This window comes from Salmonella enterica subsp. enterica serovar Typhimurium str. LT2 (assembly GCF_000006945.2).
GTDB lineage: Bacteria > Pseudomonadota > Gammaproteobacteria > Enterobacterales > Enterobacteriaceae > Salmonella > Salmonella enterica.
This window is the reverse complement of sequence record NC_003197.2, coordinates 3,620,342-3,635,129: the sequence shown is the minus strand read 5'-3', so window position 1 is coordinate 3,635,129 and position 14,788 is coordinate 3,620,342. Positions and strand designations below refer to the sequence as shown.

The following is a 14,788-nucleotide window of genomic DNA, read 5'->3' as shown; positions in this document are numbered from 1 at the left end:
AGGGCGCGGCTGGTAAGAGAGCCTTATAGGCGCATCTGAAAAACCTCCGGCTATGCCGGAGGATATTTATTAGTGTTATATAATGTCGTTTATTTAACGAAATGTTTTCTTAACGTTAAGCATAAAGCCTTTATCGCTGATACCGTCTTCCTTCCACTGGTAGGCATCCAGATGTAGCGCGGTATCATTGCTGCTGTATTTCACGCCGATGGTTGCCAGACCATTAACGCCGCCGCCTTTTTGACCGTCATCCACGCCGAACGATTGACCCGCCGCACCCTGTAATGACGCTGTACGCTGGCTCTTGCTGTAGCTCAGGTTCGGGCCACCTTCCAGGGTAGCGGTGGCGCTCCAGCCGTCTTTCCCGGCGTAATCCAGCTTCAGGCCGACAATAGAGTCTACCGCCGTTTCGTTGCCAGAGTTCATCGACAGGTTAAAATCTCCGGCGCTGCGCTCTTTGTAGCCATCTTCCATGGTGTGACGGAATTTCACCCCGGCATACGGCGTGACTTTCAGCGCATCGCCCATCATGGTGAAAGTTTTCGCCCCTTCACTGCGAAACTCAAGGTACTGCTGACGCATGTCGGAATCGGCAATTTTGTTGACATCGCCATAGGCAACAGAACGGCTGCTGTCGAGGTTATGCACGTCATAGCGTAGGCTGTTGTTCCACGCCAGACCTTCATCAAACGCCATGCTGTGCTTCAGGCCAAAGAACTGGCTGTAGCCGCCTGTCAGGCCGTTATCGCCCGCAGTTTTCGAACCGTCGCCATCCAGACGCGCAATACCGTACTCCAGCGTCAGATTCTGGCTGGCGGTGAGATCCAACGTCTGGCGTAATGCCAGCATGTCGTACTGGGTGTCGTTGCCCAGCTCCGCACGTGGGTCGCCTTTCGCCACCACGTTGAACGCCAGACCATCTTTAATTTGCGGCGCGGCGTCGGCCAGCATGGTAAAGCGGTTGCTGAGTACACGCGCTTCACGGAATACCGTGGTGGCTTGAGCACCGCTCACCTGCTTGAGTGCGCTGTTCAGCTCGGCGGTAGTCCCCACATTAAGGCTGGTGTACAGCTCGTTGTTGGTGTAACCGGCGTCCAGCGCCTGCGCCACGTCGCTTACCGAGCTGTCGGTCGCCACATCGGCATAGGCGTTTTTGGTCATGGTGACGTCAACGTTGCCGTCGGCATCCTGGCTACCCTGGGCGTTCCACACCACGCTGGTGGAAGTGATGTTGTCCGCGCCCTGGATATTGCTGCCGGTGAAGGCGTTATCCACCACCACGGTGGTATCCGCCGTACCGCTGGTAAAGCCGGTATCCACCTTCACGTTGTCGCCAATCACCAGGTTATTGGCTTTCAGCGTACCGGAGCTACCGTCGGCGTTGGTGCCAACAATATAGTTGGAGAGCTGCTGCGGCGCGTTGGGATCCGCTGGCGGCGTCGGGATGCTGCCCTCGGTCGGGGCGGTAGTCGCATCCGGGATGACGATGTCCGCTGTCCCGTTATGGTCGTTCTGCGTGCCCGTAGTACCCGGCGCGTAGATGTCGCAGCCGCTGTCGCACAGCAGGTTGATTTCGCCGTTGTTGATGATGGCTTTGGTCTTGCCGCCAAACGCATACGAGTCATCCGCGTAAACGTTGATCACGCCGTCTGCGGTGTTGTTTATGGTGGTGGCATTACCGTTGCCCTTGATGCCGATAAGCCCGGTGCCGTTGGTGCCGTCCTCCTTGCCCTGCTCGGTACCGACGTTGATGGTGCCGCTATTGACCAGGTTAATGACATAACTGCTGGTGCCGCCGCTAATCGCCACGGCGTTATCGCCCTGCACGTTGATAGTGCCCTGGTTGCCGAAGTTATAGCCGCGGCCCAAATTGATTAGCGGCGCATCCGGGTTAATACCGTTAATCACGCCGGTTGCGGTGTTCCAGATCCATTTGGGGTCATTGCTGCCGTTGACCGTGGTGATGGCGCTGTAACCGTTAGTGGCGGTGATGGTGCCGCTGTTCACCTGGGTCAGCGAATCGTTGGCGCGCGTCAGATTGATGATGGTGTTCTCGCCGCCTTCCACCGCGCTGCCGCTGTTGGTAAGCGTAGCGTCCTCTTCGTTATAGAAATAGAAGCTGCCGCTGACCAGCGATTTGCCATCTTCCGCCACCGTCATATCGCCAGTATTGACGATTTCCTGCTGGTAGCTGGTGCCCGCTATGGAGCCGGTGAAATCGCCGTTATTGTAAAAAGTGACGTCGCCATTAAGGGTTAACAGATCGGTGGTGATGCTGCCGTCCGCTTCATTAAAGAGGCTGTGCCAGGTGGAAATAGCGTCCGCGTCCAGCGTCCCGTAGTTAGCCAGCGCGTTAGCCCCGCCGTTAATCGTCACGGTGCCGTTGACGGTGAGCGAGGCGCCCGCTTCGTTGTACAGCCAGCCCCCGTTAACGTCCACATCGCCGTTCAGGGTTTCAGTACCGTAGTTGGCCAGCGTACCGGCGGTGAAGAAACCTGTGTCGGAGGTCCTGGTGTCGCTGTCGCCGCTGCCGGGCAGAGACTGAATCCAGATTTTGTCCGTTGGCGTGCCGCCCATGTGTGAATCAGTATCATCCATCGGGCTGCCGTTAAGGTTGATAGAGCCGTTATTGATGATGTAGCTGGAACTGTCGCTCAGAAACGCCTGGCCGTAATCGGCGTCGATGTTAATCACGCCGCTGGTGTCGTTGATGACGACGCCGCCGTTGAGCGCCGCCATCCCGACCAGCTCGTCTGCCTGACCGGTCACGCCGTCATCGGCGGTCAGGGTGATCACGCCCTGGTTAATGGCGGTGCCGCCATTAAGCGCCATCATGCCGAACCCGGCGTTGTTGACGGTAATGTTGCCGGTGTTGATGGCGGTGGCGTCGCCATCGGCATCGGTGGAACCCGCCACCATTCCTGAGCTGGTGAGATAGAGCGATGATGGCTGCCAGTAGCTGGTGCTGGTGATGTTATTTTCATCGTCCAGCGTCGGGACAAGGCCATCCAGATAGATATTGCCTTCGTTTAGTGCTTTACCTCGGCTGGCGGTAACGCCATATACACCTGCCCCCTGCAAATGGATCGTGGCGCCCTCATCGTTAACGACATCGCCATAATCCGAAGCCATCATGGCGTAAAAGGTGTGGGTGTACCATTTCAATGGGTATACTTCAATACCGCCACTGCCCTGCGGCGTCTGATCAGAAATGAGGGTGATATCGCCGCCGGCTTTGTTATGAACAGCCGATCCCTCGCCACTAGCCCTTGTGATGGCTGCACGATCCTCACTACTGTTGCTACTGGTCGCGTAGACCAGAATATCTCCGCTGTTGCTGACTTCCGAGCCGTTATCTGCGCGAATGACGGAATACACGCCATGGCTTGTAATATCGCCTTTATTTTCAATTGATGTGCCTTCGCCATCAGCCATCAGCAACGCGTTGTAGGTGTAATAGCCTGTGGGTATATAACTGACATTAACGTCAACAACTGAGTCATCACCCAGAATCAGGGAGCCGCCGTTGTTGACCCGCGCCAGTACAACGTGCCCCCCCACTACCGTGTTGGTATCAATGGTAGAATGACCGTTTAGCGTAACGGTACTGTTACCGCTGACGCTGATGCCGGTAATGTCTGCAGAGGTTCCATCAAGTGGATCCTCGCTGTGGGTGATATTAATACCGCCGTCAATCTCAACGTCGTTATCATCACCTGTTACGCTCAGGCCAACAACGTCCAGGTATTGTCCGCCGGTGGCGGACAGATCGTTGTCATCAATATTCAGCGCGCCATTAAGGGTAACGGTATTGCCGTTACCGCCGACGACAACGCCGGTTAACGGGGGAGCCCCGGCAGCCAGATCATCCTGCCCGTAGTCGGCGCTGATATTTACGTTGCCGGTGATATCAACGGCGTTGCTGTCGCCGCTCACGCTCACCCCTGTCGCTGAGCTAAACACGCCTTCGCTGTCCTGGACTGAGACAACGTTAATATCGCCATCCAGCGTAACCTGCGACATATCGCCGCTCACCAGCGCGCCGGTGCCGTTAAGGCTGACGTCAATATCCCCTTTGTTTTTGAAGGTGTTTTTTTCGCCTGCAACCACAAAACCCACCGAGTCCGCATCACGTACGGTGGCGTTGCCGGTATTTTTTGCTTCATTTCCGGTGCCATAGGTGATGATGCCCATCGCGCCGTCGGTGACCAGCAGATCGCCCGCCTGGGTCAGGCTGCCGTTGTCGCCGTTGATAATCACGGCGGCAGAGCCCGCGCCATCCACCGCGATATCACCGGTATTGGTGGTATGGGCGTCGTCGCCGTCAATGCGCGTACCGACGGCGCCGCCAGAGATAGTTTGATTACCTTCGTTGATAACGAGCGCGTTGTCGCCTTCGATATACAGCGCCGTGGCGTCTGCGCCGCTGACGGTAGTGCTCCCGGCGTTATCGATAACCACGTTGTCGCCGGTAATGTGGCCGCCGGTGCCGCCGTCGGTGATGGTCATATCACCGTCATTGTTGACGCGGGCGTTATTGCCGTCAATGACGGTGCCGGTGGAGCCTGCGCCGCTGATGTCAGAGGTACCGGTATTCTTAATCGTGGCGTTGTCGCCGTCGATGATGATGGCGGTGCCGCCGCCGCTCACGGCAATGTCACCGGCGAAATTGGTGGTGGTGCCGTTGCCGGAAATCAGCGCGCCGGTGGCGTTGTCCACCGTGGAGTGGCCCGAAATGGTGTTGGTGGTGCCGTCACCGGAGATAACCATGCCGGTGGCACCGTCGGTCACACTGGAGTCCCCGGTGAGCGTGTTGACGGTTCTATCGCCGGAAATAATCACGCCGGTGCGATCCTGGCCGCTGATATCCATGCCGCGATCGGAATTATGCGCCTGGTCATCGCCGCTGATAACGGTGGTGTTATCGTCGGCAATAATCAGATAGCCCCGGCTGTCGTACTTCCAGTAGAGACCGTTTTCCTGGGTGCCTTCAATCACGGCGGCATTGGCGTCGGTCACGTCCCAGCCGGTGACGTTCAGCGTTTTACCGTCCGCGGTGGTGAGCTGCCACTGGTTGTCCTGTTCTGAATAATTCCACACGGCACCCTCAAGAACGCTGCCGTTATCCAGTTTGAAGCTGTCGAAGGTCAGGGTGTCTTTGCCTTTATCGATGGTGACGCCGTTGCTGAAGGTAATAACAGAGTCATCTGGGGGCGTGTCGTCGTCATCGCCGCTATCATCGGGCGGGGTTACATCGTCATCGCCGCTATCATCGGGCGGGGTCACATCGTCATCGCCGCTATCGTCGGGCGGGGTTACATCGTCATCGCCGCTATCGTCAGGCGGGGTCACATCGTCATCGCCGCTATCGTCGGGCGGGGTTACATCGTCATCGCCGCTATCGTCGGGCGGGGTCACATCGCCATCGCCGCTATCGTCGGGCGGGGTCACATCATCATCGCCGCTATCGTCGGGCGGGGTTACATCGTCATCGCCGCTATCGTCAGGCGGGGCCACATCGTCATCGCCACTATCGTCGGGCGGGGTCACATTGTCATCGCCGCCATCGTCGGGCGGGGTGACGTTGCCGCCATCGTCGGGCGGGGTGACGTTGCCGCCATCGTCGGGCGGGGTGACGTCGCCGCCATTATCGGGCTTAGGGGGGGTATAAGAATGATTAGAATCTCCGCCACCGTTATTTTCAACGCCAATAGCCACACCTGCGACCAATGCAGCAACGCCGCCAGCAACCCAGCCCCAGTGATTATCATTTTCAGGTGTAGCAAGGCAGGTCGGTGAGAGTTTTGCGCGTTTTTCTTTAGGCAGGGAGGAGATATTACTGGGACATTCTTTTTCATCATCGTTATTTTCTGCGGCGATGGCCGGAATGTAATAACTTTGTAGCGTTAAAGCGATAGCGATAGAAATAAGTTTTTTCTTTTGCATAGGGTTCATCCTTAATTAATATTTTCCTTGCGTACTAAACATATGCAGAGAGCGGTACAGGCAATGATGAAATGGCCAGAAGAAAAATTATGCTTTAGTGTTTATTTTATCACCCGATAACCAGGTCAGGTCAAATTGAGTGCTTAACGGTGTTATTTATTGTATGAATGAATAAGAGGTGAATTTGACGAGTAAAAGGGTTTTTAGGCAGAATTATTATTTAAATTTGTCCGGTGTATTTAAAGTTAGTTTCTTAATTCACTTTTAAGTAAAAATAATTTGAGATTACGAGTAGTTGTAAAATAAAGCCCTGAATAACAGGGCGTTATTTTAATTAATGATTAGAGAACCAATTTAATTTATCGCGTAAGGCTACCACGCGACCAACGATAATCAGCGCCGGGCTTTCAACCTGTTGCGCTAATTCACCGAGCTGCGTCAGCACACCGTGGACGACGCGTTGCTTCACGGAGGTACCGTTTTCTACCAGCGCAACCGGCATATCGGCCTGCATACCGAATGCGATCAGTTTTTCCTGGATAGTCGCTGCCTGATTCAGCCCCATGTAGAACACCAGCGTCTGTTTTTCTGCCGCCAGGTTTTCCCAGTCCAGCTCGCCGCCGGTTTTCAGGTGACCCGTGACCAGACGTACGCTCTGGGCGTAATCGCGATGAGTTAGCGGAATACCGGAGTAGGCGGAGCAGCCGGAAGCCGCGGTAATCCCCGGCACTACCGAGAAAGGAATACCGGCATGACACAGCGTTTCCAGCTCTTCGCCGCCGCGACCAAAGATAAAGGGATCGCCGCCTTTCAGGCGTACCACGCGTTTACCTTTTTGCGCTTCACGCAGCAGGATCTGGTTGATTTCCTCCTGTGGGACGCAGTGGTAACCCGCGCGTTTCCCCACAAAGACCCGATCGGCATCGCGGCGTACCAGGTTCATAATGTCGTCGGAGACGAGGCGATCGTAAACCACGATATCCGCCTGTTGGATTTGTTGTAACCCTTTCAGCGTCAGCAGTCCGGCATCGCCCGGCCCGGCGCCGACCAGCACGACTTCGCCACGGTGATCCAGCGGTTCGCTAAACAGGCGTTCGGTTGTCGCGTTAACCGCTTTCTCATCGGCATTCGCCAGCGACTGCGCCAGCCGGTCATTGACGAAAAATTTTTCCCAGAAGCGACGACGCTCGCCCATCGTGGCAAACTGCTTTTTCACTCGGGCGCGGAGTTGCCCGGCATAGCGCGCGACCTGCCCCAGATGCTGCGGCAGCAGCGATTCCAGTTTCTCGCGCAGCAGACGCGCCAGCACCGGGGAGGTGCCGCCCGAGGAGACGGCGACCATCAGCGGCGAGCGGTCAATAATGGAGGGCATGATAAAGCTGGCGGCTTTCGGCGCATCCACCACGTTGCAAAAGATACGGCGTGACTCCGCCGCGTCGCTGACGCGCTGGTTGACGGTATCGTCGTCAGTGGCCGCGATCGCCAGCCAACACGAGTCGAGAAGCGTTTCGTCGAACGGTCCCTCAACCAGAGTCAACATGCCTTCATTTGCCCATACGGTGAACTGTGGAATAAAGGTTAGCGCATTGACCGTTAAACGTGCGCCTGCTTCCAGCAGTAACCGTGCTTTGCGTTCTGCGACATCGCCACCGCCGACGATCAGACAGTCGCGGTCGCGTAATTGACAAAATATAGGCAAATGGTCCACGACATTACCCCTTAATTATTGGCAGCAGCCTCTGGCTGATTGATTTTTGCCGGAGCCGGACGCTCCGATTTTGGCGTAGCATACCAATAACCCAATCCCATGAATACGACACCGGACAAAGTATTACCGAGTGTCACCCACAACAGGTTATGACCAATTCCGGCCAGGGTATAGGCGTCGCTGTGATGACCAAACCAGGAGAGGGCGAACAGCGTCATATTCGCGACGGAGTGCTCGTAGCCGGAAGCGATAAACGCCAGCAGACACCACCAGATAGCAAGAAATTTTGCCGTGCCTTCGGTGCGGATTGCCATCCAGATTGCCAGACAAACCAGCCAGTTACACAGCGCGCCTTTGAAGAACAGTACCGTGGCGGGCGCGGTGGTTTTCGCCAGCGCGACTGAGTGAACGATGCTGGTATCGACCGGCAATAAACTGCCGCCGCCCCAGCTGTAAAGCAGGGCGACAAACACGGAACCGACCAGGTTGCCGAGCCAGGTTTGCGGCAGGATAGCCCACATTTGACCGTGGCTGATGGTGCCTGCTTTGACGCCCAGCGTCAGGAACATGGTGTGGCCGGTAAACAGTTCGGAACCGGCGATGATGACCAGCGTTAAGGCGATACCGAAGGTGGCTCCCATCACCAGAGGACGTACGGACGGGTCGAGCAGATTGCCGAGGGTGAAAATAAGAATGATGCCGAGACCGACATAAGCCCCGGCCATTGCCGAACTGACCCAGAAGCCGAGCGGATTATTCGCCGACAGGCGTGCGATGCGCGCAGCGTTAGCCGCACACTTATTGATAGTGTCTGTAAACATTTGATTATCCTTTTCTCACTTCATCCTTTGCACTGCCTCTTTGTTGGCTGCCCTCGCTCACCCCAGTCACATAGTGAACTATGCTCCTGGGGATTAATGAGGGACATCCTTGTCCCTCACCGAAGGCAGCCAGCGGCTGTTCAAATTCGTTCCTGACGAATTTGTTGCTCAGTTGCCGCCGCGATGCAGTACAAATGATTTTGTGATAACAATTAAAATGAAAAAAAATACAAAAAAGGGGAGGCGTTGCGCCTCCCAAAAATAATTAACCGCGCAACTGCACCACGCCGTCTTTTACCCGCGCGTCGTAATGTTTCACAGAAAACTGCTCATCTTCCATGCATAAACCATCGCTCAGGCGGAAGCGCTGCTTTTTCAACGGGCTGGCGACCCACAGTTCGCCCTGGTGTTCCGCAATCAGCCCACGAGACAGCACACTGGCCTCAAAGAACGGGTCGATGTTGCTGATCGCAAACACCTGATCGCTATGGTAAGGACGGAAAATTGCCACCTGCTCGCCGCCTGACAGCGCGCAGACGCCGGTTCCCGGCAGGATGTCATCGATTTTGCAGATGTTTTGCCACTGACTCATGCGTTTTCCTCCACCAGAGTGACCGGGATACGTTCATACGGCGTGGCCGGACGATGCTGTTCACGTTCAGGCACAACCTGGACGTTCGGGTCGCGTTTGTCGCTGTTGATAAAGTGCTTAAAGCGAACCTGTGCGGATGGGGTGTTAACGGTTTCTGTCCACTCGCAGACCACCGCTGCGCGCAGGCGCGCCATCTCTTCTTCCAGATGTTCGTTCAGGCCCAGCTTATCGTCGATGATGACCGATTTCAGGTACTCGATGCCGCCTTCCAGATTATCCAGCCACGGCGCGGTACGGGTCAGTTTGTCGGCAGTACGGATGTAGAACATCATAAAGCGGTCGAGGTACTTGATCAGCGTGTCGCGATCGAGATCGGCTGCCAGCAGATCCGCATGACGCGGTTTCATCCCGCCGTTACCGCAGACGTACAGGTTCCAGCCTTTCTCCGTGGCGATGATACCCACATCTTTGCCCTGCGCTTCCGCACATTCACGGGTACAGCCGGAGACGCCGAATTTCATTTTGTGCGGGGTACGAATGCCTTTGTAGCGGTTTTCCAGCTCCACGCCGAAACCGACGCTGTCGCCCACGCCGTAGCGGCACCAGGTGCTGCCGACGCAGGTTTTCGCCATCCGCAGCGCTTTGGCATACGCGTGACCGGTTTCGAAACCGGCTTCAATCAACTGACGCCAGATTTCCGGCAGATCGTCTTTTTGCGCGCCAAACAGGCCGATACGCTGAGAACCGGTGATTTTGGTATAGAGGTTAAACTCGCGGGCGATACGACCCACGGCCACCAGACCTTCCGGGGTGATTTCGCCGCCCGCCGAGCGCGGGATCACCGAGTAAGTACCGTCTTTCTGGATATTCGCTAGGAAGTTATCGTTAGTATCCTGTAGCGGCGTGTGCTGCGGCTTGAGGATGTATTCGTTCCAGCACGACGCCAGCAGCGAACCGACGGTCGGCTTACACACTTCGCAGCCGTAGCCTTTACCGTGTTTCGCCAGCAGTTCTTCAAAGGTTTTGATACCTTCCACGCGGATTAAGTGGAACAGTTCCTGACGAGAATAAGCAAAGTGCTCGCACAGGTTGTTGTTGACTTCAATACCCTGTTTCGCCAGTTCGGCGTTCAGTACCTGCGTCACCAGCGGGATGCAGCCGCCGCAGCCGGTTCCGGCTTTGGTTTCCGCTTTCAGCGCCGCCACGGTATGGCAGCCTTTATTGATAGCGGCGATCAGATCGCCTTTAGTCACATCGAAGCAGGAGCAGATCTGCGCGCTGTCCGGCAGTTTATCCACGCCGATAGCGGGTTTACCACTGCCCGCGTGCGACGGCAGGATCAGCGAATCCGGGTTTTCCGGCAGTTCGATGGCGTTCAGTACCAGTTGCAGCAAATTGCCGTAATCGCTGGTGTCGCCGACCAGTACTGCGCCGAGCAGCGTTTTGTTATCTTCGCTGACAATTAGACGTTTGTAGACTTCTTTGCTTTCATCGAGGTAAACGTAACTACGCGCGCCCGGCGTGCGGCCATGCGCGTCGCCGATGCCGCCGACGTCCACGCCCAGCAGCTTCAGCTTGGCGCTGAGATCCGCCCCTTCAAAGGCGTTTTCACTGCCGAGGATGTGGTCAACGGCGACCTGGGCCATTTTATAGCCTGGTGCGACCAGACCGTAAACGCGGTTGTTCCAACTGGCGCACTCGCCGATAGCGTAGATATCCGGGTCGGACGTCTGGCAGGTGTCGTTAATCACGATCCCGCCGCGCTGCGCGACGGCCAGACCGCACTGGGTAGCCAGCTTGTCGCGGGGGCGAATACCGGTAGAGAAGACGATGAAATCGACTTCCAGCTCGCTGCCGTCGGCAAAACGCATAGTCTTACGCGCTTCGTTACCCTGCTGAACAATCTCTTGCGTGTTTTTACTGGTGTGTACACGCACGCCCATGCTTTCGATCTTGCGACGTAGCTGCTCGCCGCCCATCTGATCGAGCTGTTCTGCCATCAGCATTGGCGCAAATTCAATGACGTGCGTTTCCACGCCGAGGTTTTTCAGCGCGCCAGCGGCTTCCAGCCCCAGCAGACCGCCGCCGACCACCGCCCCGCGCTTGCTGCGACGGGCGCAGGCTTCGATAGCGTTGAGGTCTTCAATGGTACGGTAAACGAAGCAATCCTGGGTTTCGGAGCCTTTAATCGGCGGGATCCACGGATAGGAACCGGTCGCCATGATCAGCTTGTCATAATAAACGGTACGACCCGCGCTGGAGTGAATCACTTTCTCCTGACGGTTAATGGTAATTGCGCGTTCGCCAACCAGTACCTTTACGCCGTGCTTCTCGTAAAATCCTTCACGCACCAGAGAGAGCTCTTCCGCGGTGTGGTGAGAGAAGTAGGATGACAGGTGGACACGGTCATAGGCTTTACGGGGTTCTTCACAGAACACGGTAATGTCGAACAGGCTAGCGTCGGATTTATCAAGGAGATCCTCAATAAAGCGGTGGCCGACCATACCATTACCGATAATAGCGAGTCTGACTTTGCTCATTTTTGCCTCGATTTCTTTTCTATTACCGCCTACCTTAACGATTCAGCAACCCCGCTTATTGATGTAAATCAAATTCACCTTTATATACCTCTTAATGGGTATATGGCTGATTTGTCTGGATTTTTATAAGTGGCGGAATTGTCAGGCTTTTCAGGTTTGTACAAATAACATACAAAATGAGGGGTTTTTAGACCAACAGGCCTACCCCGTCAGGAGGGGGGATAGAGTGCCGGAGGGCGATGTCGCCATCCGGCAAGGATTATCAATGCGTAGCCGGCGCGCTATGCTGACGATGACGGGATACAAAGCCGAGCGCAAAGCACATCACAAAGACCACCGCATACAGACCATTCGCGGTGAGTAACGCCGCCTGTGGGCCGCTGTGCGCTACAATCGGGCCGGTGACGACGAAGGTCAGCATTGTTCCGATGGTGCCGCAGGTCAGAATGAAGTTAACCAGCTTAGGCGAGGCCACTTTCGTTTGCTGCGATCCCAGCGTAATGATGGAGGTATAAATGGCGCTGGAGAAGAAGCCCAGCGTCAGAATAAACCACGGCATATGCGCCTGCGTGCCGGTAATAAACAGATACATCAGTACCGCCGCCATACCCGCCAGTACGGTCAGAATGCGTTGCAGATCGAAAAAGCGCAGGATAAAGCTGAACGCCCACATGCCAAACATATAGGACATCCAGAAATCACTCACCAGCGCCCCGGCGTCATTCAGGCTCATGCCGAGGCCTTTGGCGTATTCCGGCACCCAGGAGATAAAGCCTAATTGACCGAGGATATAGCACAGCGCGGCGACGGCCAGAAACAGTACGCCAATGCCCCATTTTTCTTTGACGACAGGCGCCTGAGAGTGCTGCGCATGTTTACCCAGCGCCGGAAATTCACAGCCGAAGGTCAGGATGAAAATCGCCAGGTAGACCAGGCCGATGCAGGCGTAGACCCAGTACCACTCAATACTACGCGCCAGCAGGAAGGCGGCGACCATAGGAAAAATCATCCCCGCCATGCTGAAGAAGGAGTCGGTAAACAGCAGTCGGGAACCGCGCTGACGCCCTTCATAAAGTTGCGTAATCAGGAAGGTGCCAATCGACATGGTGATCCCGCTGACCAGCCCCAGCACAAACATCGCCGCTGAGAACAACGCCAGGCTATGGCCGAACATCAGCCCGGCCACCGCCAGCACCATCAGGATAAAACCAAAGCGTAGCTGTGTTTTCAGCGGGATGATTTCCATCAGCCACGCATTGAGGAAGATCGAGATCAAAATCCCGGCGTTCAGAAAAGTAAAGGTGTTACTCATGCTGGAAACGGGCAGATGAAAATAGTCTGCGATATTTCCCATCACCATCCCGGTGACAATCACCAGCGCCCCGGTCAGGGCGTAGGAAAGAAAGCTGATCCATGTGAGCTTGATGCGGTTGCTGTTAGTCATGTCTGGCCTTGAAGAGAAGTGAAGCGCGTGGAGGGCGCGTTAAGCGGGCAGATTTTAGGCGCTTTTGTGATGCATTTAAATAATTATTAGTGATAGTAATGTTCATTGCATTTTTTAATGTGATGTTTGTCACATCATATTGCAAGAATACGGCGTTGCGTCGTAACGTTACATTTGTTTCATATACGTAAAATTAGGTAAAGGGCTGGCCTGGCCCAGGAAGGCTCTTTAAAATCATTCCACTTGCTTTATTTCTGCTCTCTTTAAGGAAATCTCATGCTCAAATCGACTCTGGCGGCTGTCGCAGCTGTTTTCGCTCTTTCTGCTCTTTCTCCCGCAGCGTTGGCAGCAAAAGGCGATCCTCATGTGCTGTTAACCACCTCCGCCGGGAATATTGAGCTGGAGCTGAACAGCCAGAAAGCGCCGGTTTCTGTGAAAAACTTTGTCGATTACGTCAACAGTGGTTTCTATAACAACACTACGTTTCACCGCGTTATTCCTGGCTTTATGATTCAGGGTGGTGGTTTTAACGAGCAGATGCAGCAGAAGAAACCGAATCCGCCTATTAAGAATGAAGCCGACAACGGTCTGCGTAATACTCGCGGCACGATCGCGATGGCGCGCACCGCAGATAAAGACAGCGCCACCAGCCAGTTCTTTATTAACGTCGCGGATAACGCTTTTCTCGACCACGGCCAGCGCGACTTTGGCTATGCGGTATTTGGTAAAGTGGTAAAAGGTATGGATGTCGCCGATAAAATCTCACAGGTACCGACGCACGATGTCGGGCCTTATCAGAATGTGCCGACAAAACCAGTCGTTATCCTTTCCGCGAAAGTCCTGCCATAAAACATGCCTGCGCGGGTGCGAGCCGCCCGCGTTTTCTCCCTGTCTCAGCGTAACCTGAAATTGCTGCTTATACTTGTGGTCAAGCACAGGCATATTCAGGGAGGCCAGGTGAAGAAACTTACCGATAAACAAAAGTCACGCTTTTGGGAGCAACGGCGCAACGTTAACTTCCAGCAAAGCCGCCGTCTCGAAGGTATTGAGATCCCCTTAGTAACCCTGACTGCCGACGAAGCGCTGGTACGTCTTGACGAGCTTCGGAGGCACTATGAGCGATAAATTTGGCGAAGGACGCGATCCGTACCTCTATCCGGGGCTGAATGTGATGCGTAATCGGCTGGGGATTCATCAGGCCCAGCGACTGGCGCAAGCGGCATACGAAATGACCGCGCTCCGCGCCGCTACGATTGAACTGGGGCCGCTGGTACGCGGCTTGCCTCATCTGTGCGCGATTCATCGCCAGCTCTATCAGGATATTTTCGACTGGGCAGGGCAACTGCGGGAGGTCGATATTTACCAGGGCGATACCCGTTTTTGCCACTTTGCCTATATCGAAAAAGAGGGCAACGCTCTGATGCAGGATCTGGAAGAAGAGGGCTACCTGGTTGGTCTGGCGCACGAGAAGTTTGTCGAGCGGCTGGCGCATTACTACTGTGAAATTAATGTGCTTCATCCGTTTCGTTTTGGGAGCGGGTTGGCGCAGCGCATCTTCTTTGAACAACTGGCGCTACATGCAGGCTACGCGCTGAGTTGGCAAGGTATTGCGGTTGAAACATGGAAGCAGGCGAACCAGAGCGGCGCGATGGGCGATCTCTCCGCTTTGCGGGCGATTTTTCAGAAAGCGATAAGCGAAGCTCGCGAAACTGAGTAAAATAGTGCGGTTCTACTCAC

General features: G+C 55.2%; 9 protein-coding genes and 19 other annotated features (1 of these 28 only partly in view). Of the genes, 3 read left to right on the top strand and 6 right to left on the bottom strand.

Annotation, left to right across the window (positions count from 1 at the left end; all coding sequences use genetic code 11):
- Positions 1-69: a mobile genetic element, on the top strand (it extends 640 nt beyond the left edge of the window).
- A 24-nt stretch (positions 70-93) separates the two neighbouring features.
- The 6 genes from bigA to yhfC form a co-directional block, all read right to left on the bottom strand.
- Positions 94-5,975, bottom strand: a protein-coding gene (gene bigA, locus STM3478) for a putative surface-exposed virulence protein (protein ID NP_462381.1). Within the gene, positions 94-5,955 belong to an annotated coding region; the region does not span the whole gene.
- Positions 5,970-5,975 (bottom strand) — a ribosome-binding site (putative RBS for bigA; RegulonDB:STMS1H003477). It overlaps the preceding gene by 6 nt.
- Positions 5,976-6,280: 305 nt before the next feature.
- The gene (gene cysG, locus STM3477) for a siroheme synthase (protein NP_462380.1) occupies positions 6,281-7,667 on the bottom strand. Within the gene, positions 6,281-7,654 belong to an annotated coding region; the region does not span the whole gene.
- Positions 7,662-7,667: a ribosome-binding site (putative RBS for cysG; RegulonDB:STMS1H003476), on the bottom strand. It overlaps the preceding gene by 6 nt.
- The gene (gene nirC / locus STM3476) for an FNT family nitrite transport protein (RefSeq protein ID NP_462379.1) occupies positions 7,666-8,481 on the bottom strand. Within the gene, positions 7,666-8,475 belong to an annotated coding region; the region does not span the whole gene. Before nirC ends, cysG begins: the two co-directional genes overlap by 2 nt.
- Positions 8,476-8,481 (bottom strand) — a ribosome-binding site (putative RBS for nirC; RegulonDB:STMS1H003475). (Overlaps the previous gene by 6 nt.)
- Positions 8,482-8,740: 259 nt before the next feature.
- Positions 8,741-9,078, bottom strand: a protein-coding gene (gene nirD, locus STM3475; RefSeq protein NP_462378.1) for a nitrite reductase small subunit. Within the gene, positions 8,741-9,067 belong to an annotated coding region; the region does not span the whole gene.
- Positions 9,064-11,805 (bottom strand): nitrite reductase large subunit gene (gene nirB, locus STM3474; protein ID NP_462377.1). Within the gene, positions 9,064-11,607 belong to an annotated coding region; the region does not span the whole gene. The genes nirD and nirB overlap by 15 nt, the downstream gene beginning before the upstream one ends.
- Positions 9,073-9,078: a ribosome-binding site (putative RBS for nirD; RegulonDB:STMS1H003474), on the bottom strand. Its footprint overlaps the gene before it by 6 nt.
- Positions 11,611-11,616: a ribosome-binding site (putative RBS for nirB; RegulonDB:STMS1H003473), on the bottom strand.
- Positions 11,658-11,680: a protein binding site (putative binding site for FNR, RegulonDB: STMS1H000165), on the bottom strand.
- Positions 11,688-11,708 (bottom strand) — a protein binding site (putative binding site for NarL, RegulonDB: STMS1H000309).
- Positions 11,710-11,732: a protein binding site (putative binding site for FNR, RegulonDB: STMS1H000151), on the bottom strand.
- Positions 11,773-11,781 (bottom strand) — a -10 signal (putative -10_signal for nirB; RegulonDB:STMLTH004595).
- Positions 11,797-11,805 (bottom strand) — a -35 signal (putative -35_signal for nirB; RegulonDB:STMLTH004595).
- Before the next feature lie 64 nt (positions 11,806-11,869).
- Positions 11,870-13,061 (bottom strand): putative MFS family transport protein gene (gene yhfC, locus STM3473; RefSeq protein NP_462376.1). Within the gene, positions 11,870-13,051 belong to an annotated coding region; the region does not span the whole gene.
- Positions 13,056-13,061: a ribosome-binding site (putative RBS for yhfC; RegulonDB:STMS1H003472), on the bottom strand. Its footprint overlaps the gene before it by 6 nt.
- A 58-nt stretch (positions 13,062-13,119) precedes the next feature.
- Positions 13,120-13,140 (top strand) — a protein binding site (putative binding site for CRP, RegulonDB: STMS1H000115).
- 33 nt (positions 13,141-13,173) lie between these two features.
- Positions 13,174-13,194, top strand: a protein binding site (putative binding site for CRP, RegulonDB: STMS1H000052).
- Between the two features lie 60 nt (positions 13,195-13,254).
- Positions 13,255-13,263 (top strand) — a -35 signal (putative -35_signal for ppiA; RegulonDB:STMLTH004594).
- On the opposite strand from yhfC, the gene ppiA reads away from it, so the two are divergent.
- From ppiA to fic, 3 genes are all read left to right on the top strand, one after another.
- The gene (ppiA, locus tag STM3472) for a peptidyl-prolyl cis-trans isomerase A (protein NP_462375.1) occupies positions 13,255-13,900 on the top strand. Within the gene, positions 13,328-13,900 belong to an annotated coding region; the region does not span the whole gene. Its footprint overlaps the feature before it by 9 nt.
- Positions 13,271-13,279: a -10 signal (putative -10_signal for ppiA; RegulonDB:STMLTH004594), on the top strand. It overlaps the preceding gene by 9 nt.
- Positions 13,317-13,322: a ribosome-binding site (putative RBS for ppiA; RegulonDB:STMS1H003471), on the top strand.
- Positions 13,901-13,996: 96 nt before the next feature.
- Positions 13,997-14,002, top strand: a ribosome-binding site (putative RBS for yhfG; RegulonDB:STMS1H003470).
- The gene (gene yhfG, locus STM3471; protein ID NP_462374.1) for a putative cytoplasmic protein occupies positions 13,997-14,176 on the top strand. Within the gene, positions 14,009-14,176 belong to an annotated coding region; the region does not span the whole gene. Its footprint overlaps the feature before it by 6 nt.
- Positions 14,158-14,163: a ribosome-binding site (putative RBS for fic; RegulonDB:STMS1H003469), on the top strand. Its footprint overlaps the gene before it by 6 nt.
- The gene (gene fic, locus STM3470) for a putative cell filamentation protein (protein NP_462373.1) occupies positions 14,158-14,768 on the top strand. Within the gene, positions 14,166-14,768 belong to an annotated coding region; the region does not span the whole gene. Before yhfG ends, fic begins: the two co-directional genes overlap by 19 nt.
- Positions 14,769-14,788 lie beyond the last annotated feature (20 nt).